This is a genomic window from Colwellia sp. MB02u-14 (assembly GCF_014076915.1).
In the GTDB taxonomy this organism is placed as follows: Bacteria; Pseudomonadota; Gammaproteobacteria; order Enterobacterales; family Alteromonadaceae; genus Colwellia_A.
Genome location: NZ_JACGUX010000067.1, coordinates 1 through 15,542, shown reverse-complemented (window position 1 = coordinate 15,542; position 15,542 = coordinate 1). Strand labels below are relative to the sequence as shown.

Annotated in this window: 14 protein-coding genes and 1 riboswitch; of the genes, 7 read left to right on the top strand and 7 right to left on the bottom strand. The window is 37.5% G+C overall.

Translation table 11 applies throughout. From position 1 onward, the window contains the following. Position 1: 1 nt before the first annotated feature. Positions 2–1,963, bottom strand: coding sequence for a phosphomethylpyrimidine synthase ThiC (thiC, locus tag H4J52_RS07685; protein ID WP_220461078.1), 1,962 nt, complete (start codon positions 1,961–1,963; stop codon positions 2–4). A gap of 105 nt (positions 1,964–2,068) precedes the next feature. Next, positions 2,069–2,191: riboswitch (TPP riboswitch) on the bottom strand. Positions 2,192–2,365: 174 nt separating this feature from the next. On the opposite strand from thiC, the gene H4J52_RS07680 reads away from it, so the two are divergent. After that, a complete protein-coding gene (locus H4J52_RS07680; protein ID WP_220461077.1) occupies positions 2,366–4,042 on the top strand; it encodes a M1 family metallopeptidase in 1,677 nt (558 codons plus the stop codon). 82 nt (positions 4,043–4,124) lie between these two features. Here H4J52_RS07680 and H4J52_RS07675 read toward each other — a convergent pair whose 3' ends face one another. Continuing rightward, the gene (locus tag H4J52_RS07675) at positions 4,125–4,685 is read right to left on the bottom strand and encodes an outer membrane beta-barrel protein (protein WP_182182279.1); all 561 of its coding nucleotides are present in this window, start codon (positions 4,683–4,685) and stop codon (positions 4,125–4,127) included. Between the two features lie 154 nt (positions 4,686–4,839). Here H4J52_RS07675 and H4J52_RS07670 point away from each other — a divergent pair, with 154 nt between their 5' ends. From H4J52_RS07670 to H4J52_RS07650, 5 genes are all read left to right on the top strand, one after another. After that, positions 4,840–5,781, top strand: a complete 942-nt coding sequence (locus H4J52_RS07670; RefSeq protein ID WP_182182278.1) for a tetratricopeptide repeat protein — start codon at positions 4,840–4,842, stop codon at positions 5,779–5,781. A gap of 343 nt (positions 5,782–6,124) precedes the next feature. Further along, positions 6,125–7,273 (top strand): S-(hydroxymethyl)glutathione dehydrogenase/class III alcohol dehydrogenase, encoded by a 1,149-nt coding sequence (locus tag H4J52_RS07665; RefSeq protein ID WP_220460153.1) that lies wholly within the window; start codon positions 6,125–6,127, stop codon positions 7,271–7,273. An 18-nt stretch (positions 7,274–7,291) separates the two neighbouring features. Continuing rightward, positions 7,292–8,143: an S-formylglutathione hydrolase gene (gene fghA, locus H4J52_RS07660; RefSeq protein WP_310649978.1), complete on the top strand. Its 852-nt coding sequence runs from the start codon at positions 7,292–7,294 to the stop codon at positions 8,141–8,143. Then, a complete protein-coding gene (locus H4J52_RS07655; RefSeq protein WP_182223755.1) occupies positions 8,140–8,712 on the top strand; it encodes a HutD family protein in 573 nt (190 codons plus the stop codon). Before fghA ends, H4J52_RS07655 begins: the two co-directional genes overlap by 4 nt. A 166-nt stretch (positions 8,713–8,878) precedes the next feature. Continuing rightward, entirely contained in the window at positions 8,879–10,381 is a 1,503-nt protein-coding gene (locus H4J52_RS07650) for a S10 family peptidase (protein WP_404851976.1), read from the top strand. Between the two features lie 71 nt (positions 10,382–10,452). On the opposite strand, the gene H4J52_RS07645 is transcribed toward H4J52_RS07650, so the two are convergent. The 5 genes from H4J52_RS07645 to H4J52_RS07625 form a co-directional block, all read right to left on the bottom strand. Beyond that, positions 10,453–11,043, bottom strand: coding sequence for a DUF4252 domain-containing protein (locus tag H4J52_RS07645; RefSeq protein WP_182224462.1), 591 nt, complete (start codon positions 11,041–11,043; stop codon positions 10,453–10,455). 10 nt (positions 11,044–11,053) lie between these two features. Then, complete coding sequence (locus H4J52_RS07640) at positions 11,054–11,596, bottom strand: DUF4252 domain-containing protein (protein ID WP_182224461.1); 543 nt, start codon at positions 11,594–11,596, stop codon at positions 11,054–11,056. Further along, the gene (locus H4J52_RS07635) at positions 11,593–12,144 is read right to left on the bottom strand and encodes a hypothetical protein (protein ID WP_182182272.1); all 552 of its coding nucleotides are present in this window, start codon (positions 12,142–12,144) and stop codon (positions 11,593–11,595) included. Before H4J52_RS07635 ends, H4J52_RS07640 begins: the two co-directional genes overlap by 4 nt. Then, complete coding sequence (locus H4J52_RS07630) at positions 12,134–12,634, bottom strand: RNA polymerase sigma factor (RefSeq protein WP_182223754.1); 501 nt, start codon at positions 12,632–12,634, stop codon at positions 12,134–12,136. Before H4J52_RS07630 ends, H4J52_RS07635 begins: the two co-directional genes overlap by 11 nt. A 62-nt stretch (positions 12,635–12,696) precedes the next feature. Beyond that, positions 12,697–13,962, bottom strand: a complete 1,266-nt coding sequence (locus H4J52_RS07625) for an acyltransferase family protein (protein ID WP_182224460.1) — start codon at positions 13,960–13,962, stop codon at positions 12,697–12,699. Between the two features lie 156 nt (positions 13,963–14,118). Here H4J52_RS07625 and H4J52_RS07620 point away from each other — a divergent pair, with 156 nt between their 5' ends. Further along, entirely contained in the window at positions 14,119–14,967 is an 849-nt protein-coding gene (locus H4J52_RS07620) for a LytTR family DNA-binding domain-containing protein (protein WP_182223752.1), read from the top strand. Positions 14,968–15,542 lie beyond the last annotated feature (575 nt).

Here is a 15,542-nt window from a genome sequence, read left to right as displayed (position 1 = left end):
ACTACTTCGCCTGATGGTAAATTTCACTACCGGTGGCTTTAAACTCAGCAGACTTTTCTGCCATACCTTGTTCTATATTCTCTGGCGTGGCATCTAAGACAATGACTTCGTCAAGCAGCTGTATTTCTATTTTATTGCTGGCTTCAAGACCCGCGGCATAATCGCGTACTTCTTGAGAAATTTTCATTGAACAGAATTTTGGGCCACACATTGAGCAAAAATGAGCCACTTTGCCAGACTCTTGTGGCAAAGTTTCATCATGGTAAGCTTTAGCTCTTTCTGGGTCTAAACCAATGTTGAATTGATCATACCAGCGAAACTCAAAGCGTGCTTTGCTCATCGCGTTATCACGTATTTGTGCACCCGGATGCCCTTTTGCTAAATCACCGGCATGGGCAGCAATTTTATAGGTCATTAACCCTTCTTTTACGTCTTCTTTATTGGGTAAGCCTAAATGTTCTTTGGGCGTTACATAACAAAGCATAGCGCAGCCGTACCAACCAATATTAGCAGCGCCAATACCTGAGGTAATATGGTCATAACCGGGAGCAATATCAGTGGTTAATGGTCCTAATGTATAGAAAGGCGCTTCACCACAATGCTTAAGTTGTTCTTCCATGTTCGCTTTAATCAGATGAAGAGGGACATGACCTGGGCCTTCAATAATGGTTTGAACATCGTGCTGCCAAGCAATTTTGGTTAATTCGCCTAAGGTATGTAATTCTGCAAATTGTGCTTCATCGTTAGCATCAGCGACTGAACCCGGGCGTAAACCATCACCTAATGAAAACGAAACATCGTACTGCTTTAAAATTTCACAGATATCTTCAAAATGGGTATAGAGAAAATTTTCTTTGTGGTGTGCTAAACACCATTTCGCCATAATTGAACCACCACGCGAGACGATACCTGTCACGCGTTTAGCCGTCATGGGTACATAGCGTAATAATACACCAGCATGAATAGTAAAGTAATCAACACCTTGCTCAGCCTGTTCGATAAGGGTATCGCGGAAGATTTCCCAAGTTAAGTCTTCAGCGACACCATTTACTTTTTCTAGCGCTTGATAAATAGGCACAGTGCCAATCGGTACGGGCGAGTTACGCATGATCCATTCACGGGTTTCATGAATATTTCTACCCGTTGATAAGTCCATTACGGTGTCTGCGCCCCATTTTGTTGACCAAACCAATTTTTCTACTTCTTCTTCAATAGAAGAGGTGACCGCAGAATTACCGATATTCGCGTTAACTTTAATTAAAAAATTACGGCCAATAATCATGGGTTCACATTCTGGATGGTTGATGTTTACCGGGATAATTGCCCGGCCACGCGCGACTTCTTCGCGGACAAATTCAGGGGTGATTTGTTCAGGAATACTGGCACCAAAAGACTGACCTTTATGCTGTAACAACAATGTTTTGTCTTTTACCTCTTCTCGTTTCAAGTTTTCACGTATTGCAATATATTCCATTTCTGGCGTGATAATTCCTTGGCGAGCATAGTGCATTTGAGTAACATTTTTACCTTTTTTCGCTACACGCATTTTAGGTAAATGTTCAAAACGAATAGCGTCAACACCATCATCAGTTAAACGTTGCTGTGCATAGGTAGAACTGTTTGCGGTTAATAATTCAACATCACCACGATTATCAATCCAGCTTTCACGCAGGCGAGGAATACCTTTGTGAACATTTACCTCAACGTTTTCATCGGTATAAAATCCAGAGGTGTCATATACACAAAGTGGTTCATTCTTTTCATAAGTTGGCTGGTCTTTATTACCGGCCAATAAAGTATCAGACAAGGTGATTTCACGCATACCCACCTTGATATCGTGAATTTTACCTTTTACATAGACTTTTTTAGAATTAGGGAATGACTGATCTGAAACGTTTTTTAAAAAAGCTTCAGCTTGCTCGCGACGTTCTCTGCGAGTGATTTTGTTAGCTGGTTTGGTCATTATGCTGCCTTTTAATAAGTTACATTTTGTTATAAATGCAGTAAAAAAAAGACGAAGTGTAGAGTGAGGAAAAAATAAAACGGTTTAGGTATTAATGCTTTAACCGCTATATTTTACCTTGTTCCCTTACGCAGATATTAATCTGATCAGGTTCTACGGATCCCGCTTTCGCGATCTCAGCTTTGAATATTTCTTTTAGAAATAATCTCAGCACTCCGACAAGTAATTGTGGTGATTCTATCGTATTAGTTTCAAAATACGCAATCTTAATGTTGTATTTGGTTATAATTAATTTTTAGATAACGATGTGAGCCGCTAATAGTTCTTACCCTTTTTAGGGTTCACCATTTATATTACACAATGCTAGTATGTTGTATACAAGAGAGAGTTGGGACAATAATAATGATAAAAAAACGGATAACGACTTCACTTGCCAGCTTAGTTTGCGCTATGGTTTTTGCTGGGCATGTTAGTGCGAGTAATTGGCAACAAGAAAGTGGCAAGATAACGCATCAAGAACAATTACGTGGTTCAATAACACCAGAAAGAATCTGGTGGGATCTAACGCATTATCATCTTAATGTAAAAGTTGACCCTGAAACTAAGCTTTTTTCAGGTAAAAACACCATGACTTATATGGTGTTAGCTCAAGGTGAACGTTTACAAATAGAGCTACAAGCGCCAATGAAGCTTGAGAAAGTGCACCAAAATGGTAAGGCGCTTGAAGTAGAGCAAGATGGCTATTCTTATTTTATCACCCCAGCCAGTAAGCAAGAAATAGGCTCAGAGCAGAAGATAACTCTTTACTTCTCTGGACAGCCCGTTACTGCAAAACGTGCCCCATGGGATGGCGGTATTACTTGGGAAAAAGACAGTAATGGCCTTGATTTTATTGCTACATCGAATCAAGGTATTGGCTCTAGCATTTGGTGGCCAAATAAAGATCATCCTAGCGACGAACCTGATAATGGAGTGCTAATCAGTGTTGAAGTACCTGAACATTTAATGGATGTTTCTAACGGGCGGTTAATCAAAACAGAACATAATAAAGCAGCGAAAACAAAAATATATCATTGGCAGGTTGTTAACCCAATAAATAACTATGGCGTAAATATTAATATTGGCGATTATGTTCATTTTGGTGAAAAGCATCAAGGTGAAAAAGGTCAGCTTGATATGGACTATTATGTTTTACGTGAAAATTTAGCCAAAGCTAAAAAGCAATTTAAAGAAGCCAAGCGCACTATTGAAGCTTTTGAGCATTGGTTCGGCCCTTACCCATTTTATGAAGACAGCTATAAATTGGTAGAAGCCCCTTATTTAGGTATGGAACACCAAAGTTCAGTGACTTATGGCAATGGTTATCAAAATGGCTATCTAGGGCGTGATCGCTCCAGTGCAGGCCCTGGCTTGTTATTCGATTTTATTATTGTGCACGAATCAGGGCACGAGTGGTTTGCCAATAATATTACCAATAAAGATGTGGCGGATATGTGGATCCATGAGAGCTTTACGAGTTATTCAGAGAGCCTCTTTTTAGAATATCATTTTACTCAAACGCAAGCCTTTGAATATATTCGTGGTCAACGGCTGAACATTGGTAATCAATCACCAATTATCGGTGAATATAATGCTAATCGTGGTGGCTCTGGTGATATGTATGATAAAGGTGGCAACATGTTGCATACCATTCGCCAAGTAATCAACGATGATAAAAAATGGCGTGAAATATTACGTGGTTTAGGCAACGTTTTTTATCATCAAACAGTGACCACTCAAGATATTGAAAGCTACATCAGCACGCAATCTGGCATAGACTTTAGTCAGGTTTTTGACCAATATTTACGTGATATTCGTATTCCAACCTTGGAGTATTTTGTTAAAGATAAAGTGATGAAAATTCGTTGGGGTAATGTTATTAAAGATTTTGACATGCCAGTTCGAGTTACTATTGCAGGTAAAGCACGTTGGTTGTCGCCAACAACACGTTGGACTGCTGTTGAGATAGATGAGGAAAATCCAAGTATTACCGTTGATGCTAATTTCTATATTTCGACACTCAATGTTCTAGGTAATTAGTTTTATAATTTTTAATCTAATATTTACACTGAAAAAGGAGAACGCTGAGTTCTCCTTTTTCAGTGTTAAAGAGTAAACTTAATTAAAATGCGTATTTGAAACCAACAGAAAGTAAGTCAGTCTCATCATAATTTTCATATGAGGCTTCAACACTGATTTTTTTATTAAGGTTATAACCAACACCAGCGCCAACACCAAATTCCCATGAATCATCAGAATCTGATTCGCCAGCGTAACTTATTTTACTTTTTAAATTTGCATAAGAAGGCGCAACATAAACGTATGCTCCGTTACTGAAGCCGTATTGACCACGAAGAGATAACGCAATAAAACGTTCTATTTCGACTTTTATATCACTACTGATCACTCTAGAATGTCCTGTGTACCCATCTTGATAACGCCAAGTTTCTGTTAGCGTGTCATCACCAAGACCGGTCCCGATTCGAAATTCAGGCATAAAGAAGTAATCTTTTCTTGAATTTTCAATTTTATAAGCAACTGAACCATAAATAATATTTAATGAAAGGTCGTCACCGTCAGTGCTATCAGAAAAATTAGCAAAACCTGCCCCTGTTTGCCAATTAGCGGAAGCCGTTAAAGAAAGGGATAACAAGATGAGGGCAAGAGCTGTGCATTTAAACATTATAAATCCTTTATTTTTTATTTGGGTTAACCTTAGATTAAGCTAGAGTTAAATTTTCGCGTGGAGCTTAACACCAAGATATTTTTTGTTCAATAATCTTTAATAAACACTTAAGGTACTTGGAAATTAACAATATCCGTGGCAATATTTAACAATGAAAAAACAATTTTCTATTCCCCATAAGCGCTATTTAATAAAACGTACGGCAATATTATTGTTGGTACTGAGCTTACCCGTCACTAAGGTTTATGCGATTAAAAGTGAAAGCATGGACAAGCTATGTCAGCGCTCTCCCACAGAATGTCTTGAACAAGTTGATTTTGAATTAAAAAGTGTACAACAGAAAAGTCGACTTTGGCTTCGCTTAATGCAGTTTAAACTCACATCGCTATTTATTTTACAACACAGTGACGAGCTATATAAAGAAACCAAACGCCTAATAAACGATGAAGATTTACCTACTCCTTTTCAGGTTACTCTTTATATGTATTATGCAAAATCTCTTCTTGGTCGCGGAGATCTAAAAGAAGGTAAGCGCTATATTTATAAAGCGAAAGCACAGTTAGCGATAATGAATGGGGCATACCCCTCTCCTATAAAGTTAATAGAAATAGCTAACTTACAAATGTTTATTGGTGAATTACCTGAAGCTTACGTGTCACTTAACGCCTTGAAAGATAAATATCAACATAGTCATAACCCATATTTTATGATGGAGCTATACGGTCATTTAGGGCACGTTGCGAAAAAACTTGAGTATAATGATGAAGCCTTAGAACACTGGAATAGCGCCGTTCCTTGGAGCTATAAATATGGTAATGAACAGCAAATAGCGGTTGTACACTTTAATTTAGCACAAGTGCAGCAAGAAGCTCAGCAGTATTCACTAGCTGAAACAAATTATGCCTCGGCTATCAAGTATGCAGAAATAGCTATTGATGTAATAAAGGCTGCTCATGCTCAATTATATTTAGCTGAAGTAAAGTTAATTATGGGGAAGAAAGAACAAGCAGAAGAGTTATTATTAGCTATTAATGAAAAGCTTCTCGTCTCACGTTATCTTTTAAAGCTCAATGGGCTTAAAAGCCAACTGTAAATGCTTTAGCCGATAACACTATTTTTATACGTTAATGACCGAACAATAAAGATTGTTACCATCATCTGGATAAAATCCCCGGATATCGTATGTCAACGCCCGCGTTTTTATTCCCCTTTCCTTTCTTGAATACGACGCATACTTCCCTTTAAATGTGAACGCGAGGCCACTTTTTTTTGCCAAAAAGGTGAATAAACGACTATTGGTAATGGCTAAATTTTTCATGGTTGTAAGGCAAGCTATCAATAGGCTTAAAAAATGACTTTTATACATTTCAATAAGCTATTATTCCAGATATTTATCCATTATCATTGTTGCAAAGAAAGCAGTCAGGACAACTTACATGTCAGCACCGAAGCAAAAACCTAACACGATCAAATCTAAAGCCGCCATAGCTTGGGGGCCAAATCAGCCATTAACCATTGAAGAAGTCGACGTAGAGCTACCTAAAAAAGGTGAAGTACTGGTTAAAATTATCGCTTCAGGTGTTTGTCATACCGATGCTTTTACACTTTCAGGCGAAGACCCGGAAGGAATATTTCCCGTAATTTTAGGTCATGAAGGTGGCGGAATTGTTGAACAAATAGGCGAGGGAGTAACTAGCGTTGCGGTTGGGGATCATGTCATTCCTTTATACACGCCAGAATGTGGCGAATGTAAGTTTTGTAAATCAGGTAAAACAAACCTTTGTCAAAAAATTCGCGAGACCCAAGGTAAAGGTTTAATGCCTGACGGTACTTCTCGATTTTCATTAAACGGCACTGTTATTTTTCACTATATGGGGTGCTCAACGTTTTCTGAATATACCGTTTTACCTGAAATATCTTTAGCAAAAGTTAACCCCAAAGCGCCACTTGAAGAAGTGTGTTTATTAGGCTGTGGCGTTACAACAGGCATGGGCGCGGTAATGAATACTGCAAAAGTAGAAGTAGGCGATACGGTTGCTATTTTTGGTTTAGGCGGTATTGGGCTTTCAGCGGTTATTGGCGCTACTATGGCGAAAGCGAGCCGTATTATTGCAATTGATATTAATGAAAGTAAATTTGAATTAGCCAAAAAATTAGGCGCAACTGATTGCATTAACCCAAAAGATTACGATAAACCCATTCAAGACGTTATTGTTGAATTAACCGATGGCGGCGTTGACTATTCTTTTGAATGTATCGGTAATGTTAATATTATGCGCTCAGCCTTAGAGTGTTGTCATAAAGGTTGGGGCGAATCTATTATTATTGGTGTTGCTGGCGCAGGACAAGAAATTTCAACTCGACCATTTCAGTTGGTTACCGGCCGGGTATGGCGTGGTACTGCCTTTGGTGGTGTAAAAGGTCGCAGTGAGTTACCCGAGTATGTTGAACGTTATCTCGCAGGTGAATTCGCTTTAAACGATTTTATTACCCATACCATGTCATTAGAAAAGATTAATGAAGCCTTTGAATTAATGCACAAAGGTAAGAGTATTCGTAGTGTTATTCATTTTAATCATTCATAAGCACCTAAAAGGTTGAAAATCATGTTAGAAGAAATTAGCAGTAATAAAATGTTTGCTGGCGTACAAGCACACTTTCAACATGATGCCGAAAGCTTGAAGTGTAAAATGCGTTTTGCTATTTATTTACCTGAATGTGCGAGCAAGAGTTCACCGGTGCCAGTTTTGTATTGGCTTTCAGGACTCACTTGTACAGATGAAAATTTTGTACAAAAAGCAGGTGGCCAGCGTATGGCATCAATACTGGGTATTGCCATTGTTTGTCCTGATACCAGCCCGCGCGGCGATGATGTTGCCGATGATGAAAATCAAGCTTACGATTTAGGGCTAGGTGCGGGGTTTTATATCAACGCAACAGAAAAACCGTGGTCTAGCCATTATCAAATGTATGATTATATTGTTGATGAATTACCAAAATTAATTGAAGCAAACTTCCCTGTATCGAGTAAAAAATCAATCAGTGGTCATTCAATGGGGGGGCATGGCGCACTAACCATCGCTCTTAAAAACCCAGATTTATATTGTTCAGTATCCGCTTTTAGCCCTATTGCCAATCCAGTAAATTGCGCTTGGGGACAAAAAGCGTTTAGTGCTTATTTGGGCAGTGATCAAACGTTATGGCAGCAACACGATGCTAGTCTTTTAATGAAAGCAAGTACGCACCATATACCGGCCTTGGTTGACCAAGGTTTAGACGATGATTTTTTGAAAGAACAACTTCATCCCAAATCATTAATTTCAGCGGCGCTAAGTAATAACTACCCACTGATACTTAACCAGCATCAAGGTTATGACCATAGCTACTTTTTTATTGCGAGCTTTATTGAAAACCACTTATGTTTTCATGCACAACATCTGCAAGATTCGCAATGATCACGGTGCTTTCTCCACAACAATTCAAGACTATTCCATGGAAAAACGGTCAAGGAGAAACGATTGAATTAGCCATTAACGCTGGGGGTAAATTAGATGATTTCATCTGGCGCTTAAGTATGGCAACGGTTGTTGAAGACGGTGTTTTTTCAGATTTTTCAGGTTATCAGCGTAACCTTATTCTGATTGAAGGTCATGGCATTAATTTACAGCACGATAACCGTAAAATTGATCAGCTGAATAATATCCTCGATATCGCCAATTTTGATGGGGGTTGTCGAACCGTTGGAAATTTACCAGCAGGCGAAATTACCGACTTTAATATTATTACAGATAAAGAAAAGTGCTCGGCCGTTGTGGAAACCTTGCTAGCTCAACAAACTGTTGAACTTAAAGCTGCAGATTTATGCTTTGTTTACAGTTTGTCGGGTGCATTTCAGTTAACGTCATACCAAAAGCACCCAATAATAAAGGCAGGGCATTTATTGAAATTGAATACCCTTAAAACAGGGGAAATGACGATTACAGGACAAAAGCTGATCGTGGTTTACTTAACATTAAATACCTAGGGTAAATTTAGTGACAACAGGTGTTTATCGCTGAAAAAGGCTATTTAAACTTTTATTTCAGCGGTAACATCTTTTCTGTTTTACAGTATAGGTATCTTAATAAAAATCTACTACACAGGACCTTAAAGTGAAAGCACTCTATTTAGTCAACGTATTGGCCTTATTGCTGATATTGTCACCGTTAGTTAATGCTAATAGTACGAGCGACAATACACGAAAATTAGCTATCGACGAAAGCTCAACCACAAAACATAGTACCAAGGTTAATGGTAAAAAATTCGACTACACCGCCACTACCGGTACTCAACCTGTTTGGGACAGTGAAGGTAACCCAACCGCTAGTTTATTCTATACCTATTACCAACGCAGCGATATTAAGAATAAAAGCGCACGACCTTTACTCATTTCTTTTAACGGTGGCCCAGGTTCAGCATCAGTTTGGATGCATGTTGCCTACACCGGACCACGTGTTTTAAATGTTGATAACGAAGGATATCCATTGCAGCCTTACGGTGTTAAGACCAATGACTATTCAATTTTAGATGTTGCCGACATTGTTTTTGTTAATCCGGTAAATACTGGCTATTCACGAGTTTTACCTGACAAAGAGGGTAAGATGCCTTCAAAAGACCAGCAAAAGTCGATGTTTTTTGGTGTTAATGCCGACATTAAATACTTAGCTGATTGGGTAAATACTTTTGTGACCCGAAACGATCGCTGGCGTTCACCAAAATATTTAATCGGAGAAAGTTATGGCACAACGCGGGTCTCAGGTTTAGCATTAGAGCTACAATCACGACAGTGGATGTATTTAAATGGCGTTATTTTGGTGTCACCTACTGATATTGGTATTAAGCGTGACGGTCCAGTAAAAGCGGCAAATCGCCTACCTTATTTTGCGGCGGCGGCTTGGTATCACAAAGCGTTAAAGAGTGAATTACAACAAAAAGATTTACTGGATATTCTACCAGAAGTTGAAAAGTTCACTATCGATCAATACATACCCGCACTTGCTAAAGGTGGCTTTATTAGCCAACAAGAAAAACAGGCGATTGCAGAAAAAGTGGCATACTACTCAGGGCTTTCGGTCACTGAAGTATTACGCAGTAATTTAGATATTAGCGCTTCATATTTTTGGAAAGAATTATTACGTGACCGTGAGCAAACAATAGGACGTTTAGATTCTCGCTATTTAGGTATTGATGAAAAAGTAACGGGTTCACGACCTGATTATAATGCAGAGCTAACATCATGGTTACACAGTTTCACGCCAGCCATTAATTACTATTTACGTGAAGAATTAAACTATAAAACAGACATTAAATATAATATGTTTGGTGATGTACATCCTTGGGATCGCAGCAATAATAATACTGGTAAGAACTTGCGTTTAGCGATGGCACAGAACCCTTATTTAAATGTCATGATCCAATCAGGCTACTACGATGGTGCGACTAATTATTTTGATGCTAAGTATACGATGTGGCAGTTAGATCAAAGTGGAAAAATGAAAGATCGTTTATCTTTTAAAGGCTACCGCAGTGGTCACATGATGTACCTTCGCTATGAAGATTTAAAAGCGTCTAATGATGATATTCGTCGGTTCATTAAAGCGTCGTTACCTCAAACTAAACAAGCGGCTAAATATAATGCGGCTGCGCCAAAGTAAATCGTAAATCAGTGAAGTAGTAATATCTGCCGATTAAGTTTTAATCTATGACCTAATCGGCAGCGTTATTATTATATTTTTTCTACTGCGACTTCTTCAGAGGGCTCTGTGGAGTTGGTTTTTTTATAAACTTGCTCCATAATCGGTTCAAAAGAGTTCGGATGAATATTACCAATAATATTGACAAAAAGAGCTTCATCTTCTGAAAGTAACAGTACAACTAAACCATCAATCACTTCCCCATTTGACTTAATAAACATAAGTGAATAATCACCTTGCTCATCGCCTTTCACGCGAGCAATAGGTTGCCAACCATCTGCACGTAAATTGGCTTGTGTTTCATCAAAATTTTCTATAAAGAGCTGACTATTTTCTTCAACTTTATAAACACTAATACGAACACCGTCTACGTCATTGAGCAAAGCATCAATTTCAGGATCTTTATCGGCATCAATAACCCAACGAGCGGTACCGATAGCTAAGGGGCCTAAAGACAAATTTAATTCGCTGTCGGCTTGCCACCAATAAGGTGATTCAATATCTGCATAGCCCGCATGGCTATGTAGGCCTCCTGCTGTAATGCCACAGCCCGTTAATAATAAGCTGGTGGTAATGGCTAATATTAATGTAACCTTTCTTAATAAAATAGTAGATAGTTTCATGGGGTACTCGCTATTTTAAGTCAATATCGATGTTAAGTGATTGGGTTACTTTATTAATTTGCGCCGGGTCTATTTCGCCAACAATATTAATAAATACCGCTTCTCTTGCTTCTCGTGAATCACTGTTATTCACAACCATCACCATTAAGCCGTCCATAACATCATCAGTAATTTTAGTGAATATTCGTACTTTTTCACCTTTTTCGTTCACTGAAACAATGGGGAGCCAATTTTTGTTTTGAATGTCTTTACTGACTTTAGCGATTAAGTCTAATGCGGGTTGGTCGTTGTCTGTCATATTGTAGATTTGTACACGCACGGCTTTCAATTTCTTGATTAACTCAGACGCTTCTGGGTCAGACATATTAATTTTGCTAATAAAGCCCAGCATGGTTTTATTTAAATTAACCATCACCTTAGGTTCGCCATAAGCAGAATCGAGGCTGGCGAAATCGACATAACCACGCTCTTGGGTAATATCATTAGCAAAAGCTAAGCTGCTAATAAACAATGACGAACTAAAGAAAATGACGGCGGATAATATTTTTTTCATGATGTTTCCTTAAAATGATTAAGTGGTTTAAATAACCCCTGATTCAATGGTTGTTGTATATTTTCGTCTAATGCCTGTTTTATTTGCTCTGTTGATACCTCTTTAGCAAACGAAATATATTCTAAAGCGATGGCTAACTCTTGCTGAGCATGCTGTATTTCTGCGAGTGAAGGTTGTTCATTTTTAGGCTCACTTAGCATATTGGTGTTAAGTAAAGCAACAGCGGTAACGGTTGCGGCTAGTGCACTGAGTTTTTTCCAGCTAGGTGTAAAGTAACCAAACACAACGTTACTGGTTGTTCTCGTTTTGCCAATGCCTTGTAACTTGTTTTTAAGATCTGTTGATAAAGGCTGTAAACCTATGTCATTTAAGTGTTGTTCAATATGTAAGGCTTTTTCTAACTCAGCAATGTGTTGATTACTGAGTTGTTCGCTATTTAATTCGCTGTGCTCGGACAATGCTCTTGCTAGCACGCGAGTGTCAGCTGAAATGTCATTGTTCGCTAAAAAGTTATCTAATGGTTTCTGCCATGATTCTTTATTGTTCATGGGTATACCCCTTTAAGTTATTTCGCAATTCACGTCGTGCACGATGCAAATAGACTTTTACTTGGCTGGTGGTTAAGTTAAGTGACTGAGCCGCAATACTTTGGCTGTTTTGCTGTACATCACATAACATAATCAACGAGCTATAAGGTTCTTTTAAACAAGAAATTGCGTGGCTTAACCAACGACTTAATTGTTGGTGTTGTAAATTCCCTGCGGGTTCTTCATGAGTTTTAGTGACTTGATACTCTTCTTCAACTTGGCTGAATTCTTTACGCTTACGTAATCTATCAATACAAGCGTTGCGAGTTACCGCTGAAAGCCAAGGCGACATTTTTTCAATATCTACTTGTTCGAAGCTATTCCATAAACGCGTAAAAACATCTTGTGTTATATCTTCCGCTTCGTGTTTGTCGCGTAAAATATAAAGAGCTAACGAATAAATTCGCTGCTGATGCTGTTCGAGTATTTTATTAAATTTATTTCCTTTCATAGTTATAATTACGCACGACTTTGCGAAAGGTTACAATTTAATTATCTTATTTTTAATTTATTTTAAAAAATGATCTCTAATCCAATTGGAATAATAAGCAAACATCCAAATATGTAACCCATATTTTTTATCGTTTTACTGTGGTTTTTCTTAATGCGAACGCCAAATAGTGGTTTTAAAATATCGGAACGCCGAATAATCTCAAAGCAAATAAAACATAATAAAATGGTAAGGAGAATAACGCTTAAAGGCTCTATTATCGGCCCTAACTCCAAAGGCGCTAAATTATAAGCAAGCACAATAATAATGGTTTGATGCACAATATAAAAAGGATACACAGCCTCATTAAAATAGCTTAATGAGGGTGACTTTTTATTCAAATATCTATAAGCGAGTGCCAATACGGTTAATACTCCTGCAACACGCACGACACTGTAAATAAGCATGCCCATTATAATTAACCACGATGGAGTCGAATCGTTTAACGTTAACCAAACGGTATTATAGAAACTGATAAAGACAATTACTAAAAACGCAAAAGTAAGCAGTAACGGTTTTAAATTAATTGTTAACTGTTGCCAAAAATGAGCATGCCAACCAATTAAATAGCCATAAAGTAAAAAAGTGAAACCCAATGGGTAACGATTAGTGTCTTGCTCCCACGTTATTTGAATTATAAATATCGGCACGCTTAATATTAATAAGATAACGCCAAGATGTTGCTTAAACAGCCAGTTGCTAGTATTTGTGATAAGTGAAGAATTTAACAACGGCAGTAGCAATATTATCGCCAACGAGTATTCCCACAATGAGCGTAAATACCATAAGTGATTAACGTCCCAGTGCGGCCAAATACCTGGCTGATAATTTACGAAAAGCGTATTGTTATCAGTAAACATAGCTAAATAGAATTGCCAATACGACATATCTAACGCACCATTTGTCGTCATTTCAACATAGAGTTGTGGTGGAACAATCACTAGAACGCCAAACAATAAGGGTAAAAGTAATCGTAAGCTTCTAACAAAGGTATAACGAAGCAAAGACACTTTGACTAAAATAAACCGAATGGCAATACCCGAAATTATCCATAAAGACGCCATGCGCCAAGGCTCAACTATAAGCATAAAATTTGCTAGTGTTTCTGACTGATAGACACTTTTGAAATGAAAGCCCCAATCCGCCACATATAACATTCCAATGTGATAAAAAATAAGTAAGCCAAAAATAAGAATGCGTAACCAGTCTAAATCGTAACGTCTTTCAGGCATTCCTTGTTGGACAGGAATAAAATATTTTATTAAGAAATCATTCGATTGAACCGTCATTTTCTGACCTTTATAAATGAAGAAGTTATTGGGATAATGACAGAGATTTTATTTATAAAAAGACAAAAAGGCTTAATAAACAATGCATAGGGATAAGCGGTGGCTGAGAGGGCTGAAATGTTTTTGCTTTAATGCTTGTTGTGCTACTTTATAAAGATGAATAAATTACACCACTTTCAAAAATACAAATTTTGCTATGAAGTATTAGGCATCTTTGGCTACCTTTTTATTAATAGTGTTATTTTGGCAACTTCAGTGATCATGGAAGCTAATCGTTCTGGTGTGCCAAGTTTTCAATTATGGGAACCTTTCGTTTGGGAATTCAGCAGTGCGATAGCGACTATTTTATTGTTGCCTGCGTGTGTGTGGCTCCTTAAAAAACATCCTTTCAATTGGTCGAAAGTAACATTTTCACTGGGCATGTATTTTATTAGTTCCATTATATTTTCTATTGTTCATGTCAGTGTGATGGTTACGATACGAGAGGTAATATATTGGACTCAATCGCTTAATTATGATTTTGGCAATATATTAATTGAGTTTATTTATGAACTCCGTAAAGACATATGGGGATTTATTTCCATTCTAATCGTTATTAAGGGCTATGGATTTATTCTCAGTCGTCTTCAAGGTGAAGCATGCCCAATTTCTGTAGGTGAAGAAGAAAATATCACTCAACGTTTTGACCGTTTATTGGTTAAAAAGCTAGGTAAAGAATTCATCGTTAAAGTGGAAGATATTGAGTGGCTAGAATCATCAGGAAATTACGTTAATTTACACAGTAAAGGAAGAATATACCCAACAAGAACAACATTGACTCAATTAATATCTCAAATTGAAGAGCAAGGATTTTGCCGTATTCATCGTTCATATGCCGTTAACTTAAATAATATTGATTCAATTACACCGCTGAGTAGTGGAGATAGTGAAGTAAAACTAAATAATGGAAAAATATTGAATTTATCGAGGCGATACAAAGACGCATTTAAATCGAAATTATTGTAAAAAAGAACTCACTTTATTTTCCCTCAAATTATAGGCATAAAAAAACCGATGAAAACTAGTTCATCGGCCGGATAGCTTGGGGAAGCTAAAATATAAAATTATTACAACAGGTGTTCGCTAAAAGGGAACAAAAACATTATAGAGTAACGACTCTATAAATGTAAAGTAAATAATAAAGTAATTACTCAACTTTTGTATTTTCAAATTATTATTGGTCAATTGTGGTTATGTGTGGATCGTCACAAATAATGAGAAATGCGTCAGCAGATGAGAAAATCTAATATATTGTGAATAGACATCACTAGTGAGATTATTGGACATTGAATGAGATTGAAACGTTTTATGCAATATTCACTATTGCCACACTGCGGACATCAACCTGTGAAGGCTTTAAGTTGATTTGGATTAGATATTGTATTGGTAACGCTCAAAATCGTCTGCGTTGCACGACTTATAGTTGGACCAATCCATTTATCAATCGATTAGTTTACTATATTTGATAAGTGGAATATGCCTCTGTTGGTTACGAATATTGAACGGCAAACATCCAATGTTTCTAACAAGACGTTCGAACC

Coding starts and splice junctions, on each gene's coding strand:
- thiC (WP_220461078.1), bottom strand. CDS start 1,963: ATGACCAAACCAGCTAACAAAATCACTCGCAGAGAACGTCGCGAGCAA.
- H4J52_RS07630 (WP_182223754.1), bottom strand. CDS start 12,634: ATGAAAGGAAATAAATTTAATAAAATACTCGAACAGCATCAGCAGCGA.
- H4J52_RS07635 (WP_182182272.1), bottom strand. CDS start 12,144: ATGAACAATAAAGAATCATGGCAGAAACCATTAGATAACTTTTTAGCG.
- H4J52_RS07680 (WP_220461077.1), top strand. CDS start 2,366: ATGATAAAAAAACGGATAACGACTTCACTTGCCAGCTTAGTTTGCGCT.
- H4J52_RS07645 (WP_182224462.1), bottom strand. CDS start 11,043: ATGAAACTATCTACTATTTTATTAAGAAAGGTTACATTAATATTAGCC.
- H4J52_RS07665 (WP_220460153.1), top strand. CDS start 6,125: ATGTCAGCACCGAAGCAAAAACCTAACACGATCAAATCTAAAGCCGCC.
- H4J52_RS07670 (WP_182182278.1), top strand. CDS start 4,840: ATGAAAAAACAATTTTCTATTCCCCATAAGCGCTATTTAATAAAACGT.
- H4J52_RS07640 (WP_182224461.1), bottom strand. CDS start 11,596: ATGAAAAAAATATTATCCGCCGTCATTTTCTTTAGTTCGTCATTGTTT.
- H4J52_RS07625 (WP_182224460.1), bottom strand. CDS start 13,962: ATGACGGTTCAATCGAATGATTTCTTAATAAAATATTTTATTCCTGTC.
- H4J52_RS07620 (WP_182223752.1), top strand. CDS start 14,119: ATGAATAAATTACACCACTTTCAAAAATACAAATTTTGCTATGAAGTA.
- H4J52_RS07675 (WP_182182279.1), bottom strand. CDS start 4,685: ATGTTTAAATGCACAGCTCTTGCCCTCATCTTGTTATCCCTTTCTTTA.
- H4J52_RS07655 (WP_182223755.1), top strand. CDS start 8,140: ATGATCACGGTGCTTTCTCCACAACAATTCAAGACTATTCCATGGAAA.